Origin of the sequence: Pseudomonas sp. B21-053, assembly GCF_026016365.1 — a bacterium.
Classification (GTDB): Bacteria; Pseudomonadota; Gammaproteobacteria; order Pseudomonadales; family Pseudomonadaceae; genus Aquipseudomonas; species Aquipseudomonas nunensis.
Window position 1 is genome coordinate 1,063,008 of sequence record NZ_CP087205.1, and the last position, 21,545, is coordinate 1,084,552.

22 protein-coding genes are annotated in these 21,545 nt (G+C 59.6%); 10 read left to right on the top strand and 12 right to left on the bottom strand.

Annotated elements, in window-relative coordinates; genetic code table 11:
- Positions 1-31 precede the first annotated feature (31 nt).
- The 3 genes from hisG to hisC all read left to right on the top strand — a co-directional run bounded on the left by hisG (position 32) and on the right by hisC (position 3,174).
- The gene (gene hisG, locus LOY68_RS04780) at positions 32-667 is read left to right on the top strand and encodes an ATP phosphoribosyltransferase (RefSeq protein WP_054049885.1); all 636 of its coding nucleotides are present in this window, start codon (positions 32-34) and stop codon (positions 665-667) included.
- A gap of 126 nt (positions 668-793) precedes the next feature.
- A complete protein-coding gene (gene hisD / locus LOY68_RS04785; protein ID WP_054049882.1) occupies positions 794-2,119 on the top strand; it encodes a histidinol dehydrogenase in 1,326 nt (441 codons plus the stop codon).
- Positions 2,120-2,121: 2 nt separating this feature from the next.
- The gene (gene hisC / locus LOY68_RS04790) at positions 2,122-3,174 is read left to right on the top strand and encodes a histidinol-phosphate transaminase (RefSeq protein ID WP_265043251.1); all 1,053 of its coding nucleotides are present in this window, start codon (positions 2,122-2,124) and stop codon (positions 3,172-3,174) included.
- 127 nt (positions 3,175-3,301) lie between these two features.
- Here the strand turns inward: hisC and LOY68_RS04795 are convergent, their stop codons facing one another.
- Together LOY68_RS04795 and algW are read right to left on the bottom strand one after the other, a co-directional pair.
- Entirely contained in the window at positions 3,302-3,691 is a 390-nt protein-coding gene (locus tag LOY68_RS04795; protein ID WP_265043253.1) for a hypothetical protein, read from the bottom strand.
- A 183-nt stretch (positions 3,692-3,874) separates the two neighbouring features.
- Positions 3,875-5,029, bottom strand: a complete 1,155-nt coding sequence (gene algW, locus LOY68_RS04800; RefSeq protein WP_265043255.1) for a Do family serine endopeptidase AlgW — start codon at positions 5,027-5,029, stop codon at positions 3,875-3,877.
- A gap of 102 nt (positions 5,030-5,131) precedes the next feature.
- On the opposite strand from algW, the gene LOY68_RS04805 reads away from it, so the two are divergent.
- The 3 genes from LOY68_RS04805 (at position 5,132) to cysN (ending at position 8,964) form a co-directional block, all read left to right on the top strand.
- Positions 5,132-5,890 carry a Nif3-like dinuclear metal center hexameric protein gene (locus tag LOY68_RS04805; protein ID WP_054616127.1) on the top strand — a complete coding sequence of 253 codons (759 nt, stop codon included), beginning with the start codon at positions 5,132-5,134 and terminating at the stop codon, positions 5,888-5,890.
- 248 nt (positions 5,891-6,138) lie between these two features.
- Complete coding sequence (cysD, locus tag LOY68_RS04810) at positions 6,139-7,056, top strand: sulfate adenylyltransferase subunit CysD (protein WP_054049875.1); 918 nt, start codon at positions 6,139-6,141, stop codon at positions 7,054-7,056.
- 9 nt (positions 7,057-7,065) lie between these two features.
- Positions 7,066-8,964 carry a sulfate adenylyltransferase subunit CysN gene (gene cysN, locus LOY68_RS04815; RefSeq protein ID WP_265043257.1) on the top strand — a complete coding sequence of 633 codons (1,899 nt, stop codon included), beginning with the start codon at positions 7,066-7,068 and terminating at the stop codon, positions 8,962-8,964.
- Positions 8,965-9,119: 155 nt separating this feature from the next.
- On the opposite strand, the gene LOY68_RS04820 is transcribed toward cysN, so the two are convergent.
- The 3 genes from LOY68_RS04820 to LOY68_RS04830 are packed head-to-tail and all read right to left on the bottom strand — an operon-like array spanning position 9,120 to position 12,524.
- Entirely contained in the window at positions 9,120-10,025 is a 906-nt protein-coding gene (locus LOY68_RS04820; RefSeq protein WP_265043259.1) for an acyltransferase, read from the bottom strand.
- Complete coding sequence (gene pta, locus LOY68_RS04825) at positions 10,026-12,125, bottom strand: phosphate acetyltransferase (RefSeq protein WP_265043262.1); 2,100 nt, start codon at positions 12,123-12,125, stop codon at positions 10,026-10,028.
- Positions 12,126-12,185: 60 nt separating this feature from the next.
- Complete coding sequence (locus LOY68_RS04830) at positions 12,186-12,524, bottom strand: DUF3565 domain-containing protein (protein ID WP_083471363.1); 339 nt, start codon at positions 12,522-12,524, stop codon at positions 12,186-12,188.
- Between LOY68_RS04830 and LOY68_RS04835 the strand changes: the two genes are divergently transcribed.
- From LOY68_RS04835 to LOY68_RS04845, 3 genes are all read left to right on the top strand, one after another.
- The gene (locus tag LOY68_RS04835) at positions 12,493-12,978 is read left to right on the top strand and encodes an FKBP-type peptidyl-prolyl cis-trans isomerase (protein WP_145252538.1); all 486 of its coding nucleotides are present in this window, start codon (positions 12,493-12,495) and stop codon (positions 12,976-12,978) included. The two genes, LOY68_RS04830 and LOY68_RS04835, sit on opposite strands and share 32 nt — an antisense overlap.
- Before the next feature lie 121 nt (positions 12,979-13,099).
- Positions 13,100-13,582, top strand: a complete 483-nt coding sequence (locus LOY68_RS04840) for a glutathione peroxidase (protein WP_265043268.1) — start codon at positions 13,100-13,102, stop codon at positions 13,580-13,582.
- 200 nt (positions 13,583-13,782) lie between these two features.
- A complete protein-coding gene (locus LOY68_RS04845; protein ID WP_163908450.1) occupies positions 13,783-14,886 on the top strand; it encodes an NADH:flavin oxidoreductase in 1,104 nt (367 codons plus the stop codon).
- Between the two features lie 101 nt (positions 14,887-14,987).
- Here LOY68_RS04845 and LOY68_RS04850 read toward each other — a convergent pair whose 3' ends face one another.
- Together LOY68_RS04850 and cysZ are read right to left on the bottom strand one after the other, a co-directional pair.
- Positions 14,988-16,187 (bottom strand): glycosyltransferase family 4 protein, encoded by a 1,200-nt coding sequence (locus tag LOY68_RS04850; protein ID WP_265043269.1) that lies wholly within the window; start codon positions 16,185-16,187, stop codon positions 14,988-14,990.
- Positions 16,188-16,216: 29 nt separating this feature from the next.
- Entirely contained in the window at positions 16,217-16,978 is a 762-nt protein-coding gene (gene cysZ, locus LOY68_RS04855) for a sulfate transporter CysZ (RefSeq protein ID WP_163908454.1), read from the bottom strand.
- A gap of 315 nt (positions 16,979-17,293) precedes the next feature.
- On the opposite strand from cysZ, the gene trxB reads away from it, so the two are divergent.
- Positions 17,294-18,256 (top strand): thioredoxin-disulfide reductase, encoded by a 963-nt coding sequence (trxB, locus tag LOY68_RS04860; protein ID WP_054049855.1) that lies wholly within the window; start codon positions 17,294-17,296, stop codon positions 18,254-18,256.
- A 164-nt stretch (positions 18,257-18,420) separates the two neighbouring features.
- Here the strand turns inward: trxB and LOY68_RS04865 are convergent, their stop codons facing one another.
- From LOY68_RS04865 to folE, 5 genes are all read right to left on the bottom strand, one after another.
- On the bottom strand, positions 18,421-19,671 hold the full coding sequence (locus LOY68_RS04865; protein ID WP_265043271.1) for an aspartate aminotransferase family protein: 1,251 nt from the start codon (positions 19,669-19,671) through the stop codon (positions 18,421-18,423).
- Between the two features lie 214 nt (positions 19,672-19,885).
- The gene (locus LOY68_RS04870; RefSeq protein WP_163908458.1) at positions 19,886-20,224 is read right to left on the bottom strand and encodes a HopJ type III effector protein; all 339 of its coding nucleotides are present in this window, start codon (positions 20,222-20,224) and stop codon (positions 19,886-19,888) included.
- Positions 20,217-20,513, bottom strand: a complete 297-nt coding sequence (locus tag LOY68_RS04875; protein WP_054049849.1) for a DUF1244 domain-containing protein — start codon at positions 20,511-20,513, stop codon at positions 20,217-20,219. Before LOY68_RS04875 ends, LOY68_RS04870 begins: the two co-directional genes overlap by 8 nt.
- A gap of 68 nt (positions 20,514-20,581) precedes the next feature.
- Positions 20,582-20,953, bottom strand: coding sequence for a dihydroneopterin triphosphate 2'-epimerase (gene folX / locus LOY68_RS04880; protein WP_054049847.1), 372 nt, complete (start codon positions 20,951-20,953; stop codon positions 20,582-20,584).
- Between the two features lie 2 nt (positions 20,954-20,955).
- On the bottom strand, positions 20,956-21,531 hold the full coding sequence (gene folE, locus LOY68_RS04885; RefSeq protein ID WP_265043276.1) for a GTP cyclohydrolase I FolE: 576 nt from the start codon (positions 21,529-21,531) through the stop codon (positions 20,956-20,958).
- Positions 21,532-21,545 lie beyond the last annotated feature (14 nt).

Genomic DNA, 21,545 nt, shown 5'->3' on the forward strand with positions numbered 1-21,545 from the left:
ATGAGTACCTTGATAAGGACTGACGTTTCCCATGTTGACCATCGCACTGTCCAAGGGCCGCATCCTTGACGACACCTTGCCGCTTCTGGCTGAAGCGGGCATCGTGCCGACCGAGAATCCGGACAAGAGCCGCAAGCTGATCATCCCCACGACCCAGCCGGACGTCCGTCTGCTGATCGTGCGCGCCACCGACGTGCCGACCTATGTCGAGCATGGTGCCGCGGACCTGGGCGTCGCCGGTAAAGATGTGTTGATGGAATACGGCGGCCAGGGCCTCTATGAGCCACTGGACCTGCGGATTGCCCTGTGCAAACTGATGACCGCCGGCAAGGTCGGCGCCATCGAGCCCAAGGGCCGTCTGCGCGTCGCCACCAAATTCGTCAACGTTGCCAAGCGCTACTACGCCGAGCAGGGTCGTCAGGTCGACATCATCAAGCTTTACGGCTCGATGGAACTGGCACCGCTGATTGGCCTGGCCGACAAGATCATCGACGTGGTCGACACCGGCAACACGCTGCGGGCCAATGGCCTGGAGCCACAGGAATTCATCGCTGACATCAGCTCCCGGCTGATCGTCAACAAGGCTTCGATGAAAATGCAGCACGCCCGTATCCAGGCGTTGATCGACACCCTGCGCAAGGCAGTGGAGTCTCGACACCGCGGCTGATTCACCTGCGCGACGTTAAGTCGCGCCCGTCTATCCGCCTCATAGCCAGAATTCTCAGGTGCCCAAGCGGAAACGACTGCTAAGTTAGGGCGCCTGAGTTTTTGCCATTCCTATGAGGCTCTCGCTATGACCGCACCGACTGCAATTCGCCGACTCAACGCTGCTGACCCGGATTTCGCGCATCATCTGGATCATCTGCTGAGCTGGGAAAGTGTGTCTGACGACTCGGTCAATCAGCGGGTGCTGGACATCATCAAGGCTGTGCGCGAGCGCGGCGATGCGGCGCTGGTGGAATTCACCCAGAAGTTCGACGGCTTGCAAGTTGCGTCCATGGCCGACCTGATCTTGCCGCGCGAACGCCTGGAACTGGCCCTGACCCGCATCACCGTGCCCCAGCGCGAAGCGTTGGAAAAAGCCGCGGCGCGGGTGCGCAGCTACCACGAAAAACAGAAACAGGACTCCTGGAGCTACACCGAAGCCGATGGCACGGTGCTCGGCCAAAAGGTCACGCCGCTGGATCGCGCTGGCCTGTACGTGCCGGGCGGCAAGGCGTCGTACCCATCGTCGGTACTGATGAATGCGATTCCGGCCAAGGTCGCTGGCGTGACCGAAGTGGTCATGGTCGTGCCGACCCCGCGCGGTGAACTCAATGAACTGGTGCTGGCCGCAGCCTGCATCGCTGGCGTGGACCGGGTGTTCACCATCGGCGGCGCCCAAGCGGTAGCGGCGTTGGCCTATGGCACCGAAAGCGTGCCGAAGGTCGACAAGGTGGTCGGCCCAGGCAACATCTATGTTGCCACCGCCAAGCGCCACGTGTTCGGCCAGGTCGGCATCGACATGATCGCCGGTCCGTCGGAAATTCTCGTCGTCTGCGACGGCCAGACCGATCCGGACTGGATCGCCATGGACCTGTTCTCCCAGGCTGAGCACGACGAAGATGCGCAGGCAATCCTGGTCAGCCCGGACGCCGAGTTCCTCGACAAGGTCGCGGCGAGCATCGCCAAGCTGCTGCCGACCATGGAGCGCGCCGAGATCATCGAAACCTCGATCAACGGCCGTGGTGCCTTGATCCTCGTGCGCGACATGGAACAAGCCATCGAAGTGGCCAACCGCATCGCGCCGGAGCACCTGGAGTTGTCGGTCGCTGATCCGCAAGCCTGGTTGCCGCAGATTCGTCACGCTGGTGCGATTTTCATGGGCCGCCACACCTCCGAAGCCTTGGGCGATTACTGCGCCGGGCCGAACCACGTGTTGCCAACCTCCGGCACCGCGCGTTTCTCTTCGCCGCTGGGTGTGTATGACTTCCAGAAACGCTCTTCGATCATCTTCTGCTCTGAGCAGGGTGCTTCCGAACTGGGCAAGACCGCTTCCGTGCTGGCGCGTGGCGAGTCGCTGACCGCCCACGCCCGCAGCGCCGAATACCGCATCGTTGACGATAAGAAGGTTGACTGATTATGAGTAAATTCTGGAGCCCCTTCGTCAAGAGTCTGGTGCCTTACGTGCCAGGTGAGCAGCCGAAACTGGCGAAACTGGTGAAGCTCAACACCAACGAAAACCCGTACGGCCCATCGCCCAAAGCCTTGGCCGCGATGCAGACCGAACTGAACGACAACCTGCGCCTGTACCCGGACCCGAACAGCGATCTGCTGAAGAGCGCGGTGGCCAAGTACTACGGCGTACAGAGCAATCAGGTGTTCCTCGGTAACGGTTCCGATGAAGTCCTGGCGCACATCTTTCACGGCTTGTTGCAGCACGACAATCCAGTGTTGTTCCCGGACATCAGCTACAGCTTCTATCCGGTCTACTGCGGGTTGTACGGCATTGCCTTCGACGCGGTGCCGCTGGACGCGCAGTTCCAGATCAACCCGGCCGACTACGCCAAGCCGAATGGCGGGATCATTTTCCCGAATCCGAACGCGCCGACCGGTTGCCTGTTGGCGCTGGACGCCGTCGAGCAAATCCTCAAGGCCAGCCCGGATTCGGTGGTGGTGGTTGATGAAGCGTATATCGACTTCGGCGGCGAAACCGCGATCAGCCTGGTGGACCGTTACCCGAACCTGCTGGTGACCCAGACCCTGTCCAAGTCCCGTTCCCTGGCGGGCCTGCGGGTCGGTCTGGCGGTAGGGCATCCGGACCTGATCGAAGCGCTGGAGCGGATCAAGAACAGCTTCAACTCCTACCCGCTGGATCGCCTGGCGAATGTCGGGGCAGCGGCGGCGTTCGAGGATCGCGAGTATTTCGACAAGACTTGCCGCTTGGTCATCGAGAATCGCGAGAAGGTGGTCGCGCAGCTGGAAGCGAAGGGTTTTGAAGTGCTGCCGTCAGCGGCCAATTTCATTTTCGCCCGGCATCCGCAGCACGATGCGGCGGGTTTGGCGGCGAAGTTGCGTGAGCAGGGTGTGATTGTCCGGCACTTCAAGCAGGAGCGGATTGCCCAGTTCCTGCGAATCTCCATCGGCACGCCAGAGCAGAACCAGGCGCTGATCGACGGCCTCGGCGACCTCTAAACAGCGCAACCTCCTGTAGGAGCGAGGCTTGCCCGCGAAGAACGATCACACGGTGTATCTGTCACACCGAGTCATCGTTCTTCGCGGGCAAGCCTTGCTCCTACAGGAACTTAGGGTGTGTATGTCACTAACGTTTGAGCAGGCGGAACGTCCCTTCAACCTCTGATTCATCCTGAAGCTTGAAGTAAAGCGAGCCAGTGATAAGTGTCATCTTGTTTTCAAGTTTTATTACCAGATGCCCGCTCTGGACTTCAAAAAACTGACCGTCTGGTTCTGTGAATTGCCATCTCATCTGCTCCCATGTTGCAGGAGCGTAATTAATTATCTTTTCTTTGCCGTCTTCATCTTGCCTTGGAAACCCGAAAGCAACGCCTGCCCGATTACTTCCACCGACACTGCCTGCGATCATCAATCCGTTAAGACCATTCATGAACCCAGGGTCGACCGCGGTGAGCGCTTCTTGCCCCTTCCGCCCAAACGTTAAGTAGTACTCAGAACTGGCGTTATCGATACTCATGACTGACTCCTCCGAGAAGTTTGATTTCAATAAGTCGGAGTCAGCCTAGGTTTTTCAGTGCGCAATAACGACTGTCAGAAATACCAGTCTTCAAGATCTTTTTTGCAGCATTCAGCGTCATGTTATCGAGAAAAATCAGGATGAGTCCGGCAAGCCCAAGGGCCAGGCCTGCCGGAGACGAACTTATTCCTCTTCCTTGACCGGCGCCGGCGGTGGACGCAAGCCAATCTCGGCGACCAGCTTGATTTCCTTGCCGTTACGCATCACCTGGATCGTGACCTTGTCGGTCGGTTTGATCCGCGCCACCTGGTTCATCGAGCGGCGGCCATCACCAGCCGGTTCGCCGTCGATGCTGAGGATCACGTCACCCAGTTGCAGACCGGCCTTCTGTGCCGGACCGTCACGGAAAATCCCCGCCACCACAATCCCCGGACGCCCGGACAGGCCAAACGATTCCGCCAGTTCCTGGGTCAGCGGCTGCACTTCAATCCCGAGCCAGCCACGAATCACCTGGCCATGCTCGATGATCGACTTCATCACTTCCATCGCCAGTTTGACCGGGATCGCGAAGCCGATGCCTTGGGAGCCGCCGGATTTGGAGAAGATCGCAGTGTTGATGCCAGTCAGGTTGCCATTGGCATCCACCAGCGCGCCGCCGGAGTTGCCGGGGTTGATCGCGGCGTCGGTCTGGATGAAATCTTCGTAGTTGTTCAGGCCCAGCTGGTTACGCCCGGTGGCGCTGATGATGCCCATGGTTACGGTCTGGCCGACGCCGAACGGGTTGCCGATGGCCAGCGCGACGTCACCGATGCGAATGTTGTCGGAACGGCCGATGGTGATCGCCGGCAGGGTTTTCAGGTCTATTTTCAGAACCGCGAGATCGGTTTCCGGGTCGCTGCCGATCACCCGCGCCAAAGTCTCACGGCCATCCTTGAGCGCGACCACAATCTGGTCGGCGCCGGTGGTCACGTGGTTGTTGGTCAGGATGTAGCCTTCCGGGCTCATGATCACGCCGGAACCCAGGCTCGACTCCATGCGCTTCTGTTTGGGCGAGTTGTCGCCGAAGAAGCGGCGAAATTGCGGGTCTTCGAACAACGGATGATTCGGTTTATTGATGACTTTGGTGGTGTACAGGTTGACCACCGCCGGCGCGGCAATGACCACGGCATCGGCATAAGACACCGGGCCCTGTTGCACACTGTTGGTTTGCGGTGCTTGTTGAAGATTGACATCAAGGCTCGGAAGCCCGACCCACTGCGGGTAACGCTGGATTATCAACAGAGCGATAAGCACGCCGGCCAACAGCGGCCAGCCGGAAAAACGCAGCGCCTTAAGCATTAAGCAAGTCCTGGAAAGGTTGCAGGTGGTATGAGACCGCCCATAATGTCGCGCATTATACGAGGCGAGCGCGCCTCTGAACGGGATATTTAGGAGTCTTTTATGGCCGTCGCCCTGAGCACCCTGGTCGAAGAAGCCGACCGTTACCTTAACAGTTCAAAGATTGCCGACTACTGCCCGAATGGCTTGCAGGTCGAGGGCCGTCCGCAGGTGATGCGCATCGTCAGCGGCGTCACTGCCAGCCAGGCGCTTTTGGACGCGGCCGTCGAGGCCAAGGCCGATCTGGTGCTGGTGCATCACGGCTATTTCTGGAAGGGCGAGAACCCGTGCATCACCGGCATGAAGCAGCGCCGCTTGAAAACCCTGCTCAAGCACGACATCAGTCTGCTGTCTTATCACTTGCCGCTGGATCTGCACCCGGACGTCGGCAACAACGTACAGCTTGCGCGTCAGTTGGACATCACCGTCGAAGGCCCGCTGGACCCCGACAACCTGAAAGTCGTCGGACTGGTCGGCTCGCTGAGCGAACCGATGAGCCCCCGCGACTTTGCCCGTCGCGTGCAGGAAGTCATGGGGCGCGAACCGTTGCTGATTGAAGGCAGCGAAATGATTCGTAGGGTCGGCTGGTGCACGGGCGGCGGTCAGGGCTATATCGATCAGGCTGTTTTGGCGGGGGTCGATCTGTACCTCAGCGGTGAAGCGTCCGAACAGACGTTCCACAGCGCCCGGGAAAACGACATCAGCTTCATCGCCGCCGGGCATCACGCCACCGAGCGCTACGGGGTTCAGGCCTTGGGCGATTACCTCGCACGACGGTTTGCGCTGGAGCACATCTTCATCGACTGCCCGAACCCGATCTGACATCACCGTCCCCCTGTAGGAGCGAGGCTTGCCCGCGAAGAACGATTACACGGTGCCTCAGGTAAACCGCGTTATCATTCTTCGCGGGCGAGCCTCGCTCCTACAAGGGCCGTAGCCCAAACGAGGGGGTATATTCATATACCCTTTCGATCTAGTTGGCGTCCTGATTAGAAGGGGGCCGCTGTGCTAGGATTCCCCGCTCGAACACGGCCCGCTGGCCGTCCATAAGATCGTTTTCGTGAGTAGCCATGGTCGACAAACTGACGCATCTGAAACAGCTGGAGGCCGAAAGCATCCACATCATCCGCGAGGTCGCCGCCGAGTTCGATAACCCGGTGATGCTGTACTCCGTCGGTAAAGACTCCGCCGTGATGCTGCACCTTGCGCGCAAGGCATTCTTCCCAGGCAAGTTGCCGTTCCCGGTGATGCACGTCGACACCCGGTGGAAGTTCCAGGAAATGTACGCGTTCCGCGATCGCATGGTCGAAGAACTGGGCCTGGACCTGATCGTCCACGTCAACCCCGATGGCGTCGCGCAGGGCATCAACCCGCTGACCCACGGCAGTGCCAAACACACCGACATCATGAAAACCGAAGGCCTGAAACAGGCCCTCGACAAGTATGGTTTCGACGCCGCTTTCGGTGGTGCCCGCCGCGATGAAGAAAAGTCCCGTGCCAAAGAGCGCGTGTATTCCTTCCGCGACACCAAGCACCGCTGGGACCCGAAAAACCAGCGTCCAGAGTTGTGGAACGTCTACAACGGCAACGTCAACAAGGGCGAATCCATTCGTGTGTTCCCATTGTCGAACTGGACCGAACTGGACATCTGGCAGTACATCTACCTCGAAGGCATCCCGATTGTGCCGCTGTATTTCGCCGCCGAGCGCGACGTTATCGAGATGAATGGCACCTGGATCATGATCGACGACGAACGCCTGCTCAATCACTTGAGCGATGAAGACAAGGCGCGCATCGTCAAGAAAAAGGTGCGTTTCCGTACGCTGGGCGACTACCCGTTGACCGGTGCGGTCGAGTCCGAGGCCACCAGCCTGACCGACATCATTCAGGAAATGCTCCTGACGCGAACTTCCGAACGCCAGGGCCGGGTCATCGACCACGATGGCGCAGGCTCGATGGAAGAAAAGAAACGTCAGGGTTATTTCTAAGGGGTTGTCATGTCGCACGTATCTGATTTGATCAGCGAGGACATCCTCGCCTACCTGGGCCAGCACGAACGCAAGGAAATGCTGCGCTTTCTGACCTGTGGCAACGTCGACGACGGCAAGAGCACCCTGATCGGGCGCTTGCTGCACGACTCCAAGATGATCTACGAAGATCATCTGGAAGCCATCACCCGCGACTCGAAAAAGTCCGGCACCACCGGCGACGACATCGACCTGGCCTTGCTGGTCGACGGCCTGCAGGCTGAGCGTGAGCAGGGCATCACCATTGATGTTGCCTACCGCTACTTCTCCACCGCCAAGCGTAAATTCATCATCGCCGACACCCCCGGCCATGAGCAGTACACCCGCAACATGGCCACCGGTGCCTCCACCTGTGACCTGGCGATCATCCTGATCGACGCCCGCTACGGTGTGCAGACCCAGACCCGTCGCCACAGCTTTATCGCCTCGTTGCTGGGCATCAAGCACATCGTGATTGCCGTCAACAAGATGGACATCAACGGCTTCGATGAAAGCGTGTTCGAGTCGATCAAGGCCGATTACCTGAAGTTCGCCGAAGGCATCGCATTCAAGCCGACCACCATGGCGTTCGTGCCGATGTCGGCGCTGAAGGGCGACAACGTGGTGAACAAGTCCGAGCGCTCGCCGTGGTACACCGGCCAGTCGCTGATGGAAATTCTCGAGACCGTCGAGATCGCCAACGACCGCAACTACACCGACCTGCGTTTCCCGGTGCAGTACGTCAACCGTCCGAACCTGAACTTCCGTGGTTTCGCCGGCACCCTGGCCAGCGGCATCGTGCACAAGGGCGACGAAGTCGTGGTGCTGCCGTCGGGCAAGAGCAGCCGCGTGAAATCCATCGTCACTTTCGAAGGTGAGCTGGAGCACGCAGGTCCGGGTCAGGCGGTAACGCTGACCATGGAAGACGAGATCGATATCTCTCGCGGCGATTTGCTGGTGCACGCCGACAACCTGCCGCAAGTGACTGACGCCTTCGACGCCATGCTGGTGTGGATGGCCGAAGAACCGATGCTGCCGGGCAAGAAATACGACATCAAGCGCGCCACGTCCTACGTGCCGGGTTCGATCACCAGCATCGTCAACCGCGTTGACGTGAACACGCTGGAAGAAGGTCCGGCGAGTTCGTTGAACCTGAACGAAATCGGTCGGGTCAAGGTCAGCCTCGACGCTGCCATCGCACTGGACGGCTACGCGAGCAACCGCACCACCGGTTCGTTCATCGTCATCGATCGCTTGACCAATGGCACCGTCGCCGCTGGCATGATCATCGCTCAGCCGTTGGCCCATGGCAGCAGCACTCACCATGGCAAGACGGCCCATGTAGCGACCGAAGAGCGTGCCCAGCGCTTCGGCCAGCAACCGGCCACCGTGTTGTTCAGCGGTTTGTCCGGCGCGGGCAAAAGCACCCTGGCTTATGCGGTTGAACGCAAGTTGTTCGACATGGGGCGTGCGGTGTTTGTACTGGATGGCCAGAACCTGCGTCACGACCTGAACAAAGGTCTGCCGCATGATCGTTCCGGGCGTACCGAGAACTGGCGTCGTGCGGCGCACGTTGCGCGTCAGTTCAACGAAGCCGGTTTGCTGACGCTGGCGGCATTCGTTGCGCCGAGTGCCGAAGGTCGCGAGCAGGCCAAGGACCTGATCGGCAAGGAGCGTCTGCTGACGGTCTACGTCCAGGCCTCGCCGGCGGTCTGTGCCGAGCGTGATCCGCAAGGGCTGTATGCCGCCGGTGGCGACAACATTCCGGGCGACTCCTTCCCGTACGACGTGCCGCTGGACGCCGACCTTGTGGTCGACACCCAGTCGCTGTCGCTGGAAGAAAGCGTCAAGCAAGTGCTGGATCTGCTGCGTCAGCGTGGCGCGATCTAAGCGTTAGCCGCCAATGAAAAACCCGCCGATGAGTGATCATCGGCGGGTTTTTTTGTGTCTCTGAAATAGCCTTCGCGGGCAAGCCTCGCTCCTACGGGATCGGTGATGTCCTTGTAGGAGCGAGGCTTGCCCGCGAAGAGGCCAGAACAGGCGACTCAAGACTTGGCTGGGAACTCGCGATGCATCTGCCCCAGCAACGCATCCTTGTCTTCCCACAGCTGATTGATCCAGCCCTGGAACTGCAATCGGTACTCGCCGTCCTGATCGTAATTCTTGCCAATGAACTGCGGCGGTATCTTCAGCTCCTGGAAATGCACCACCACGTCTTTCACGTTCCCGCAGAGCAAATCCCAATACCCGGGACGACCAGCAGGGTAGTGAATGGTCACGTTGACGATCGACTCCAGCTGTTCACCCATCGCATCCAGCACAAACGCAATGCCACCGGCCTTGGGCTTGAGCAGGTACTTGAACGGCGATTTCTGTTGGGCGTGCTTGCCCTCGGTGAAGCGCGTGCCTTCGACGAAGTTGAAGATCCCCACCGGGTTGTTGCGGAATTTGTCGCAGGTCTTGCGGGTGGTTTCCAGGTCTTTGCCTTTCTTCTCCGGGTGCTTTTCCAGGTAGGCCTTGGTGTAGCGTTTCATGAACGGGAAGCCGAGCGCCCACCACGCCAGGCCTATCACCGGGACCCAGATCAGCTCTTGTTTAAGAAAGAACTTCAGCGGCTGGATGCGTCGGTTGAGCACGTATTGCAGCACCATGATGTCGACCCAGCTCTGGTGGTTGCTGGTGATCAGGTACGAGTGCTGATAGTCCAGCCCTTCAAGACCACTGAGGTGCCAGCGGGTGCGGCAGACCAGGTTCATCCACGCTTTGTTATTGCTGATCCAGGCTTCGTGGGTGTGGCTCATCAGCCAACGCGTGAAGCGCTGGGTGAGGGCGAAGGGCAGCACTTTGAACAGCGCCACGATGAACAGAAACGAGCACAGCAGAATGGTGTTCAGCGCCAACAACAAAGAGGCAATCACACCGCGCACGGCGGCAGGCAGGAAATCCAGCATTTAAAGATCCATAGGTCGGTTGGCAGCTTGAATCGCGGTCAACGCGATGGTGTAGACGATGTCATCGACTTGCGCGCCGCGCGGCAGGTCGTTCACCGGTTTGCGCAGGCCTTGCAGCATCGGGCCGAGGCTCACGCAATCGGCGCTGCGTTGCACGGCTTTGTGAGTGGTGTTGCCGGTGTTGAGGTCGGGGAACACGAACACCGTGGCGCGACCGGCCACCTGACTGTTCGGCGCCAATTGCCTCGCGACGGTTTCGTTGGCGGCGGCGTCGTACTGCAACGGGCCGTCGATCAGCAGTGAGTTTTGTTGTTCGTGGGCGAGCAACGTTGCTTCACGGACCTTCTCGACTTCTTCGCCGCTGGCGGATTCACCGCTGGAATAGCTGATCATCGCCACCCGTGGAATGATGCCGAACGCCGCTGCCGAGTCGGCGCTTTGCAACGCGATCTCGGCCAGTTCGCTGGCGCTCGGGTGCGGGTTCATCACGCAGTCGCCGTAGACCAGCACTTCTTCCGGGAACAGCATAAAGAACACCGACGACACCAGCGTGCAGCCCGGCGCAGTCTTGATCAATTGCAGGGCCGGGCGAATGGTATTGGCGGTGGAGTGAATGACCCCGGACACCAGGCCATCGACTTCATCCAGCGCCAGCATCATGGTGCCGATCACCACGGTGTCTTCCAGTTGCTGCTCGGCCATCGGTGCGTTGAGGCTTTTGCTTTTGCGCAGGGCCACCATCGGTTCGATGTAATTGCCGCGAATCAGGTCCGGGTCGAGAATCTCCAGCCCCGGCGGCAACTCGATGCCTTGGGCGCGTGCCACGGCTTCAACATCTTCCGGTTTCGCCAGCAATACGCAACGGGCGATGCCGCGGGCCTGGCAGATCGCGGCGGCTTGTACGGTCAGCGGCTCGCTGCCTTCGGGCAACACGATGCGCTTGTTGGCGGCCTGGGCGCGTTGGATCAATTGATAACGGAACACGGCGGGCGACAGGCGCATTTCCCGTGGCGTGCCGCAACGCTGATGCAGCCACTTGGCGTCGAGGTGGCTGGCGACAAAGTCGGTAATAATCTCCGCACGCTCGCGGTCGTCGATCGGGATTTCCTTGTTCAGGCCGTTCAACTGGTTGGCGGTGTCATACGAGCCGGTGCTCACCGACAACACTGGCAGGCCAGCCTGCAAGGCGCCGCGACACAGGTCCATGATCCGAGGGTCGGGCAGGGTGTCGCTGGTCAGCAACAGGCCGGCCAGGGGCACGCCGTTCATGGCGGCGAGGCTGACCGCGAGGATGATGTCGTCGCGATCGCCCGGCGTCACCACCAGTACACCGGGCTTGAGCAGCTCCACGGTGTTGCGCATGGTGCGGGCGCAGATGATGATTTTGGTCATGCGCCGGGTTTCGTAGTCGCCGGCATTGAGAATCTGCGCACCCATCAGGTCGGCCACATCGCGGGTGCGCGGGGCGTTCAGTTCCGGCTGGAACGGAATGCAGCCGAGCAAGCGGAAGTCGCCACTGCGCAGCAACGGCGAGTGTTCCTTCAAGCGCGAGGCGAAGGCTTCCATGCTTTCATCGGTCTTGACCTTGTTGAGGATCACGCCGAGGACTTTCGGGTCTTTCGGCCCGCCGAACAATTGCGCCTGCAATTCCACCCGGCCGGACAACTCGGTCAGCACTTCGTTTTCCGGTGCCGAGACCAGGATCACTTCGGCGTCGAGGCTCTTGGCCAAGTGCAGATTGACTCGCGCGGCGTAACTCGCGCTGCGGGTCGGCACCATGCCTTCGACGATCAGCACGTCTTTGCCGATGGCCGCCTGCTGATACAGGGTGATGATTTCTTCGAGCAACTCATCCAGCTGACCGTCGCCGAGCATGCGCTCGACATGGGCCAGGCCCAGCGGTTGCGGCGGTTTGAGGCCGTGGGTGCGCGCCACCAGTTCGGTGGAACGCTCAGGGCCGGTGTCGCCCGGATGCGGCTGGGCGATCGGTTTGAAAAAGCCGACTTTCAGCCCGGCTCGCTCAAGGGTACGCACCAGCCCGAGGCTGATGGAGGTCAGACCCACACCAAAATCGGTGGGCGCGATAAAAAAAGTTTGCATGCGGATTCTCTGGAGGTGCATGGCAATGGCTGCGGCCTATGGCTGGCCGTCTACCGAAATTCAGTCGCCAAGGTTATCGCTAACCGAGCCTTGTGCGCACCAACCGCAAGCAAAGGGTTGGCCTATTTTTTCAATACGTTGTGCCGGGTCGAGGACCCAGGCCCGGGACTGCCAGGGCGGCTGATGGCGCAGGTGTTGGGTGTGGCCGCAGGAAAGCTCGGCCACCCAATGTCCATCCTCGTCTTGATGAAAGCCTGTGACCGTTGAGGGTTTCATGGCGATCCGTCTGTCCGGGTTGTGTTCGCTTTCGGGCGATTGCTTCGCTAAACTCGTTCTTTCTATATTCTTCTGCAAAAGGTCTCGCCCCATGCTGATCGCCGCCAATAAGGCTGTCTCCATCGACTATACCCTGACCAACGACGCTGGTGAGGTCATCGACAGCTCCGCCGGCGGCGCGCCGCTGGTCTACCTGCAAGGCGCAGGTAACATTATCCCGGGCCTGGAAAAAGCCCTGGAAGGCAAAACCGTCGGTGACGAACTGACCGTTGCCGTAGAACCTGAAGATGCCTACGGCGAATACGCTGCTGAACTGGTCAGCACCCTGAGCCGCAGCATGTTCGAAGGCGTCGACGAACTGGAAGTGGGCATGCAGTTCCACGCTTCCGCTCCGGACGGCCAGATGCAAATTGTCACCATCCGTGACCTGGACGGCGACGATGTCACCGTCGACGGCAACCACCCGTTGGCCGGTCAACGCCTGAATTTCCAGGTCAAGATCGTCGACATCCGTGATGCCAGCCAGGAAGAAATCGCTCATGGTCACGTCCATGGCGAAGGTGGCCATCACCACTGATTTCTGCGCTAAGCTCAGAGAACTGGAGAGGCGCCCGAGGGCGCCTTTTTAGTCCGCGGCTGACCCAGGCGGCGCCGCCAAGTGGCTGTTTCGAGAAGAACACGGGAATTTGGAGTTCGTCATGAGTGCTTTTCACGACCTTAAATTGACAGCCCTGGATGGTCAGGAGCTACCTCTGGCGCCCTTCAAGGGGCACGTCGTGCTGGTGGTCAACGTTGCCTCCAAATGTGGTTTGACCCCACAGTACGCGGCGCTGGAAAACCTCTACCAGCAATACAAAGGTAAAGGCTTCAGCGTGCTGGGCTTGCCGTGCAACCAGTTTGCAGGACAGGAACCGGGCTCCGAGCAAGAGATCCAGGAATTCTGCAGCCTCAACTATGGCGTGACTTTTCCGTTGTCCAGCAAGCTGGAAGTCAACGGTCATGAGCGTCATCAGTTGTACCGTTTGCTGGCGGGCGAGGGCGCGGAGTTTCCAGGCGACATCACCTGGAACTTCGAAAAATTCCTCCTCGGCAAAGACGGGCGTGTCCTGGCGCGGTTTTCGCCACGCACGGCACCGGATGATCCGACGATCATCCATGCGATCGAGAAAGCACTGAGCTGATAGTTCGCAAATAAAAAACACGATCAAAAGATCGCAGCCTTCGGCAGCTCCTACGGGTGTTCACATTCCCATGTAGGAGCTGCCGAAGGCTGCGATCTTTTCGTTTCTAATCCTTAATCACTTAAATCAATAGTGCTGTTCAAGGCTGGCAACTCTCCATATTATCGCCGTCATAAAGTCATTTCCCCGTGGAGCGTCCCATGCCCGTCAAAGCCTTGTTCAAACCGTTCCACCTCGGCACCCTCGAATTGCCGACCCGCGTCGTCATGGCGCCGATGACCCGCTCCTTTTCCCCGGGTGGCGTTCCCAATTCCAAAGTGATCGAGTACTACCGTCGCCGCGCCGCTGCGGGTGTGGGCCTGATCATCACCGAAGGCACCACCGTCGGCCACAAAGCCTCGAACGGCTACCCGAACGTGCCGCACTTCTATGGTGACGCTGCGTTGGCCGGCTGGAAGAAAGTCGTTGATGCCGTGCACGCCGAAGGCGGCAAGATCGTTCCGCAACTGTGGCATGTGGGCAGTGTGCGTCGTATCGGCACCGAGCCGGATGCGAGCGTTCCAGGTTACGGCCCGTCGGAAAAGCTCAAGGACGGTCAGGTCGTGGTTCACGGCATGACGAAACAAGATATCCAGGACGTGATCGCCGCGTTCGCCCAGTCTGCCAAAGACGCGCAAAGCATCGGCATGGACGGCGTGGAAATCCACGGCGCCCACGGCTATCTGGTGGATCAGTTTTTCTGGGAAGGCACCAACCAGCGCACCGACGAATACGGCGGCAGCCTGGCCAACCGTTCGCGCTTCGCCATCGAATTGATTCAAGCCGTGCGCGCGGCGGTGGGCGAAGGTTTTCCGATCATCTTCCGTTTCTCGCAGTGGAAGCAGCAGGATTACACCGCACGCCTGGTGCAAACCCCGGAAGCCTTGGGTGAATTCCTCAAGCCGTTGTCCGACGCTGGCGTGGATATTTTCCACTGCTCGACGCGACGTTTCTGGGAGCCGGAGTTCGACGGTTCCGAACTGAACCTGGCTGGCTGGACCCGCAAACTGACTGGCAAACCGACGATCACCGTGGGCAGCGTTGGCCTGGATGGCGAGTTCCTGCAATTCATGGTCAACACCGACAAGATCGCCCAACCAGCCAGCCTGGAAAAACTGCTGGAGCGTTTGAACAACGATGAGTTTGATCTGGTGGCTGTCGGTCGTGCGCTGTTGGTGGACCCGGACTGGGCGCAGAAGGTGCGTGATGGTCGTGAGGAAGACATCCTGCCGTTCAGCCGTGAGGCGTTGATGACGTTGGTTTAAGCCGCGATCTGAAGGGCCCCTTCGCGAGCAAGCCCGCTCCCACAGTTGATCCCATGTGGGAGCGGGCTTGCTCGCGAAGGCTTACTGACAGTCACCAAAAATCAAGGCAAGGTCGGCGCATTCGGCACTACCTGCTCTCCCACGCAAGCCCCGCGCAACTGCCCCTCAAACTGCTCGATAATCGCCGGCCACCCTTGGCGACTCGCATGCTGGCGCGCATTCAAACGCACGCAGCGCAAGGTTTCCCGTTCCTCCAGCAACCAGCGTGCCGCATCGCAGAACGCCTCTTCATCCCCGGGCATGGCCAACACGCCGTTATAGCCGTGGCGAATGTGCTGACCCGCCGCCGCCATATCGTACGCCACCACACCCAGCCCCGAGGCCAGCGCTTCCAGTACCACATTGCCGAAGGTTTCGGTCATGCTCGGAAACAGAAAAACATCCCCTGACGCGTAGTGACTGGCCAAGGCTTCACCGCGCTGTGAGCCGCAGAAAATCGCCTCCGGCAATTCCTTCTCCAGGGTTATCCGCAACGGACCGTCGCCGACCACGATCAGCTTCAGGTTTCGCTGTGGATAAGTCTCCTTCAACGTTTCGAAGCTGCGTTTGAGCAATCCCAGATTCTTTTCCGGTGCCAGGCGACCGACATGGATCACAGCAACGTCATCGTCCGCCAATCCCCATTGCTCACGTAGCGCATTCAGGCGTTTGGCCGGGTGAAACAGTTGGCTGTCAACGCCTCGGGACAACAGCGCCAGGCGTTCAAACTGCCGACGTTCCAGTTCCAGCCGTTGGCTGACGCTGGGCACCAGGGTCAGGGTCGAGCGGTTGTGAAACCAACGCAGGTAGTGGGTCAGCAGCCGCGTCAGCAGGCCGAGCCCGTACTGACTCGAGTACTGCTGGAAGTTGGTGTGAAAACCGCTGACCACCGAAATCCCCAGGCGTCGCGCCGCACGCAAGGCCGACAAACCCAGCGGCCCTTCAGTGGCGATGTACAGCACATCGGGGCGATGGCGTTTCCAGCGGCGCAGCAACTTGTGCATCGACGACTGACCCCACTGCAACCCCGGATAACCCGGCAGCGGCCAGCCGCGACACAGCAGCAACTCATCGTCACTGCCCATCTGGCGATCACAGCCCTGGCGCGGTCGCACCAGCTCGACCTGATGCCCGCGCGCGCGCAAACCATCGCACAAGCGGCCAAGGGTATTGGCCACGCCGTTGATTTCCGGAGGGAAGGTTTCGGTGATCAGAGTGATATGCAGAGCTGTCGTCATGGCCTCAGTGTCGGCTGAGGCCATGTCGTCATTGTGTCATTGCGATGATGGATTTATGACGTCGTACGCTGGGGCACCAGATTTTCAGCGCCACGCTCACGCACCCAGAACAATGTCGCCCCGGCGACGGCCGCCGGCATCATCAGGATGTTGACCACTGGAATCAGCAACACCAGGTACACGCTCCCGCCAAAACTCATGCTCTGCCAGCGCTTCTCACGCAACCAGGCGAGCATCTCGTTCCAGCCGAGCTTGTGGTTATCCGCCGGGTAGTCGATGTACTGGATCGCCATCATCCATACGCCGAACAGCAGCCATAGCGGCGCGGCGATGATGTTCACTACCGGGATGAACGAGAGGATGAACAGCCCGATGGCACGCGGCAGGAAGTAGCCGAGCTTGCGCATTTCCCGAGCGAGGGTGCGCGGGATCATTTCGATCAATTCGCCCCAGCTGAAAGCAGGGAAGTCGTCGGTGCCGCGCACCACCACTTCGACTTTCTCCGCGAGGAAGCCGTTGAATGGTGCGGCGATGACGTTGGCCAGCATGGTGAAGGTGAAGAACACCATCAGCGCCACCAGCACCACGAAAATCGGCCAGAGGATGTAACTGAGGAAACTCAGCCAGTCGGGCAGGGACGGCATCAGTGTGTCGACCCACAGACTGAATTGATGGCCAGCGAGATAAATCAATCCGACGAACAGCACCAGGTTGATCATCAGCGGCAACAACACGAACAAACGCAGGCCCGGGCTCAGGACCAGCTTGAGGCCTTCGCGCAGGTATTGCGGGCCGGACAGAACAGGGGCGGGCATAGGGTGCTCCGAGCAGAGGGTAAACGCGCCGACCTTACCGACTTTGCCGGGCGGGTGAAAGCGCGGCATCGGCGTCGACATTCACTGTAACAAAGGCGTCTATAAAATCACGGTAACGGGATAGAGACCGCCTATGAGCTGGATTGTTAAACCGTATTTCCTTAATCTTCGCCCCCTCGATACGCTGCACCCATTCTTTTTACAGGACTGTCGAGCTCAAGCCTTCCCCAAGTGCTTTCAACAGTCCTTTTTTATTCCCGCCGGCAAACCCGGCGTTCCGCGCCAGATATTCGGGCCGGTTAACAGGAGCAGGTCATGTCTGAAGTCCGTCATTCGCGAGTGATTATTCTCGGTTCCGGCCCTGCCGGTTACAGCGCTGCGGTGTATGCCGCCCGCGCCAACCTCAAGCCTCTGCTGATCACTGGCATGCAGGCTGGCGGTCAACTGACCACCACCACCGAAGTCGACAACTGGCCGGGCGACGTCCACGGCCTGACCGGCCCGGCGCTGATGGAGCGGATGAAAGAGCACGCTGAACGCTTTGAAACCGAGATCGTCTTCGATCACATCAATGCCGTGGACTTCGCTGCCAAGCCGTACACCCTGACCGGTGACAGCGCGACTTACACCTGCGACGCCCTGATCATCGCCACCGGCGCCAGCGCTCGTTACCTGGGCCTGCCGTCGGAAGAAGCGTTCATGGGCAAAGGCGTTTCGGCCTGCGCAACCTGCGACGGTTTCTTCTACCGCAACAAGCCAGTGGCTGTGGTCGGTGGCGGTAACACCGCTGTGGAAGAAGCGCTGTACCTGGCCAACATCGCCAGCACCGTGACCCTGATCCACCGTCGCGAAACCTTCCGCGCCGAGAAGATCCTGATCGACAAGCTGAATGCCCGTGTGGCTGAAGGCAAGATCATCCTCAAGTTGAACTCGAACCTGGACGAAGTCCTGGGCGACAACATGGGCGTGACCGGTGCTCGCCTGAAGAACAACGACGGCAGCTTCGACGAGCTGAAAGTTGACGGCGTGTTCATCGCCATCGGCCACACCCCGAACACTTCGCTGTTCGAAGGCCAACTGACGTTGAAAGATGGCTACCTGGTAGTGCACGGCGGCCGTGAAGGCAACGCGACTGCAACCAACCTGGAAGGCATCTTCGCCGCCGGTGACGTGGCTGACCACGTTTACCGTCAAGCGATCACCTCCGCTGGCGCAGGCTGCATGGCCGCACTGGACGCCGAGCGTTACCTCGACGATCTGCAGAACGTTAAGTTCTGATTTCGCAGCAATGAAAAAACCGGCCTCGGCCGGTTTTTTTGTGTCCGCGACAAATACGCTGAACCCTGTAGGAGCTGCCGCAGGCTGCGATCTTTTGACCTTGACCTTATAGAGCAAAGTCAAAAGATCGCAGCCTGCGGCAGCTCCTACAGGGGGATGTGTGGTCAGGTCAGTTTTTTCAGGCACGCCTCGAAGATGTCCAGGCCTTCCTCCAACACACTGGCCTCGGTGGTCAGCGGTGCCAACAGCCGAATGATGTTTCGCGACTTGCCGCTGGGCATCAGCAGCAAACCCGCATCCCGGGCCAGGGCCAGCAACTGCGTTAATTGCGCTGAGGCCGGTGAACCATCGGCGTTGCTCAACTCGATGCCGCGCATGGCGCCAACGCCGGTCAGGCGCCCCAGGTAAGGCGAAAGCTTACTGGCGCGCCAAGACTCGTAGCGGCTGACGATGGCCTCTTCCTGCTGCGAACCCCAGGTACGTAGGTTCGCATCGGTCATCTCGTCCAGGGTTGCCAGTGCTGCCGCGCAGGCAATCGGGTTGCCTGAATAGGTGCCACCGAGTCCGCCCTTGGGCAAGGTGTCGAGCAAGGACTTGCGCCCGACCACCGCACCCAGTGGCACGCCGCCGGCGATGCTTTTAGCGAGCAGGATCAGGTCGGGTTCGATGCCCAGGCGCGAGAAGGCAAAACGTTCACCGGTACGGCCGAATCCTGACTGGATTTCATCAGCGATCAGCAGGATGTTTTTCTCATCACAGAAGCGCCGCAACGCCTGGGCGAATTCCACGTCCAGCGCCAGGAAACCCGCTTCGCCCTGCACCGGCTCGACGATAAAACACGCCACGTCATTGACGTCGATCTCGACGCTGAACAGCCGATCCATCGCCTTCAAGGCTTCGGCGCAGGTCACGTCGTTGTCCTTGCTCGGGAAGGGCAGGTGATACACCGGGCCCGGCAGCACGCCGACTTTCTGTTTGTAGGGCGCGACTTTGCCATTGAGGTTGAGGGTGGCCAGCGTGCGGCCATGGAAGGCGCCATCAAACGCGATGACAGCCGTGCGGCCGGTGGCACCACGCACGATCTTCAGGGCGTTTTCCGCCGCTTCTGCGCCACTGTTAGTGAGCATGCCGCTGACCGGATAGCTCACCGGAATGAACGCCGTCAGACGATCCATCAGTTCGAGGTAGGGCGTATGCGGGGCCGCGTTGAACGCGTAGTGGGTCAGCCGGGTGGCTTGTTCGCGAATGGCTTCAACGATGCGCGGGTGACAATGGCCGAGGTTCAGCACGCCGATGCCGCCGACAAAGTCGATGTAGCGTTTGCCCTCGGTGTCCCAGACCTCGGCGTTTTTGCCGTGGCTGAGCGTGACGGGATGCACGACGTTGATCGACTGGCTGATGGTTTCGCTGCTCATGGATACCTGACTCAGAAGAAGGGATGCTTCTTTTTATCTAAGCCGTGAGCAGGGGGCACCGGCAAACGAAATAAAGTCGCCGGGTCAATCTTAAAAGTCGGGATGTGTTGTAGAAGCGAAAAGATCGCAGGCTTCGGCAGCTCCTACATGGGAAGACGTACACCCTGTAGGAGCTGGCGAAGCCTGCGATCTTTTGATTTTGATCTTTCGTGAATCAGCGGCGGGTCAGTGGTTGCTGAGTGAATTTCACGCCGGCCAGACCATGCGCGATCAGCGCGCGGATATTGCCGTGGTCGCTGCCCTCAGGCGTGGCCACCACCGAACGATAATGTTCGCCAAACGCCAGCAGCGCTTCTTCATCGCTCAAGCCTTCCAGCAACGCCAGACCCAGCGTCTTGCACGAACCCTCGTTCTGCCCGGCGGCGTTTTCCACGCCACCGTTGTTGAAGGCTTGCGGCTGATAGTCGTAACCGGCGGCGATGAAGGCCAGGGTGTCGGCGAAAGCGTGTTCGCCGCTGTTGAGGCTGGCGCGCAGGGTGTTCAAATCACTCATTGGGTTTTCCTTTGGCGAACGCCGCTTGTTGTTCGGCGCTGGCTTCTTGCTGGTATTGGGCTTTCCACTCGGCGTAAGGCATGCCGTAAACCACTTCACGGGCGTCGTCGAGGGTGACTTCGATCTGGCGTTCGTCAGCGGCGGCCTTGTACCACTTGGACAGGCAGTTGCGGCAGAAACCCGAGAGGTTCATCAGGTCGATGTTCTGCACATCCTTGCGGCTGTCCAGATGGGCGACCAGCCGGCGAAAGGCGGCGGCTTCAAGTTCCAGGCGTTGTTGATCGGTCATGGCGGGCTCTGTGCAATCAAATCGTGACGCGGATGATAAAAGCCTGACGGTTAATGCGCCAGACGCGCTTAGCGGCTCGCGGCCAGGGTAATCGACACCGACTCGGCAAATCGCAGCGCATGGGGTTTGTCGACTTCCACTTCGGCGTACAACACCGATTCGTTGACCATGACCAGATCGAGAATTTCCTGGGTCAGGCGTTCGAGCAAGGCAAAGCGATTACCTTCCACGTGGGCGATGATCGCCTTGGTGATGGTGCGGTAGTTCAGCGCGTGATCGATGTCGTTGTCGCGCACCGCTTCTTGCGCCGCGTACAGGATGGTGAGGTTGATCAACACGTCCTGCTTGTTGAGGATTTCGTCCTCGTTGATGCCGATGAAGGTGCGCAGGCACAGGTCCTTGACCCGAATGCGCGCCATTCCTGGTTGAAGTTGTGGCATTGCTACTTGCTCCGTCCAATCAATTGCAGGAACTCCTGGCGGGTATTGCTCGACTCGCGGAAGGCGCCGAGCATCACTGAGGTGTTCATGGTCGAATTCTGTTTCTCGACGCCGCGCATCATCATGCACATGTGCTTGGCCTCGATCACCACGGCGACACCGGCGGCGTCTGTCACAGTTTGCACCGCTTCAGCGATCTGCCGGGTGAGGTTTTCCTGAATTTGCAGGCGACGGGCGAACATGTCCACCAGTCGCGCAATTTTCGACAGGCCCAGCACCTTGCCCGTCGGAATATAAGCCACATGCGCCTTGCCGATGAAGGGCAGCATGTGGTGCTCGCACAACGAATAGAGCTCGATGTCGGCGACGATGATCATCTCGTCGGTATCCGATGAAAACAACGCACCGTTGACGATTTCCTCGACGCTTTGCTCGTAGCCATGACACAGGTACTGCATGGCCTTGGCGGCGCGCATCGGTGTGTCTTGCAGGCCTTCGCGGTCGGGGTTTTCACCCAGCCTAATGAGGATTTCACGATAGCTCTGGGACAAGTCGTTCTGGGGCAGGGATAACGTCATGAAACATCCTCGCG

Excerpts from the sequence above, each read along its gene's own strand:
- hisG (WP_054049885.1), top strand. The coding sequence starts at position 32 with ATGTTGACCATCGCACTGTCCAAGGGCCGCATCCTTGACGACACCTTG.
- hisD (WP_054049882.1), top strand. The coding sequence starts at position 794 with ATGACCGCACCGACTGCAATTCGCCGACTCAACGCTGCTGACCCGGAT.
- hisC (WP_265043251.1), top strand. The coding sequence starts at position 2,122 with ATGAGTAAATTCTGGAGCCCCTTCGTCAAGAGTCTGGTGCCTTACGTG.
- LOY68_RS04795 (WP_265043253.1), bottom strand. The coding sequence starts at position 3,691 with ATGAGTATCGATAACGCCAGTTCTGAGTACTACTTAACGTTTGGGCGG.
- algW (WP_265043255.1), bottom strand. The coding sequence starts at position 5,029 with ATGCTTAAGGCGCTGCGTTTTTCCGGCTGGCCGCTGTTGGCCGGCGTG.
- LOY68_RS04805 (WP_054616127.1), top strand. The coding sequence starts at position 5,132 with ATGGCCGTCGCCCTGAGCACCCTGGTCGAAGAAGCCGACCGTTACCTT.
- cysD (WP_054049875.1), top strand. The coding sequence starts at position 6,139 with ATGGTCGACAAACTGACGCATCTGAAACAGCTGGAGGCCGAAAGCATC.
- cysN (WP_265043257.1), top strand. The coding sequence starts at position 7,066 with ATGTCGCACGTATCTGATTTGATCAGCGAGGACATCCTCGCCTACCTG.
- LOY68_RS04820 (WP_265043259.1), bottom strand. The coding sequence starts at position 10,025 with ATGCTGGATTTCCTGCCTGCCGCCGTGCGCGGTGTGATTGCCTCTTTG.
- pta (WP_265043262.1), bottom strand. The coding sequence starts at position 12,125 with ATGCAAACTTTTTTTATCGCGCCCACCGATTTTGGTGTGGGTCTGACC.
- LOY68_RS04835 (WP_145252538.1), top strand. The coding sequence starts at position 12,493 with ATGCTGATCGCCGCCAATAAGGCTGTCTCCATCGACTATACCCTGACC.
- LOY68_RS04830 (WP_083471363.1), bottom strand. The coding sequence starts at position 12,524 with ATGGAGACAGCCTTATTGGCGGCGATCAGCATGGGGCGAGACCTTTTG.
- LOY68_RS04840 (WP_265043268.1), top strand. The coding sequence starts at position 13,100 with ATGAGTGCTTTTCACGACCTTAAATTGACAGCCCTGGATGGTCAGGAG.
- LOY68_RS04845 (WP_163908450.1), top strand. The coding sequence starts at position 13,783 with ATGCCCGTCAAAGCCTTGTTCAAACCGTTCCACCTCGGCACCCTCGAA.
- LOY68_RS04850 (WP_265043269.1), bottom strand. The coding sequence starts at position 16,187 with ATGGCCTCAGCCGACACTGAGGCCATGACGACAGCTCTGCATATCACT.
- cysZ (WP_163908454.1), bottom strand. The coding sequence starts at position 16,978 with ATGCCCGCCCCTGTTCTGTCCGGCCCGCAATACCTGCGCGAAGGCCTC.
- trxB (WP_054049855.1), top strand. The coding sequence starts at position 17,294 with ATGTCTGAAGTCCGTCATTCGCGAGTGATTATTCTCGGTTCCGGCCCT.
- LOY68_RS04865 (WP_265043271.1), bottom strand. The coding sequence starts at position 19,671 with ATGAGCAGCGAAACCATCAGCCAGTCGATCAACGTCGTGCATCCCGTC.
- LOY68_RS04870 (WP_163908458.1), bottom strand. The coding sequence starts at position 20,224 with ATGAGTGATTTGAACACCCTGCGCGCCAGCCTCAACAGCGGCGAACAC.
- LOY68_RS04875 (WP_054049849.1), bottom strand. The coding sequence starts at position 20,513 with ATGACCGATCAACAACGCCTGGAACTTGAAGCCGCCGCCTTTCGCCGG.
- folX (WP_054049847.1), bottom strand. The coding sequence starts at position 20,953 with ATGCCACAACTTCAACCAGGAATGGCGCGCATTCGGGTCAAGGACCTG.
- folE (WP_265043276.1), bottom strand. The coding sequence starts at position 21,531 with ATGACGTTATCCCTGCCCCAGAACGACTTGTCCCAGAGCTATCGTGAA.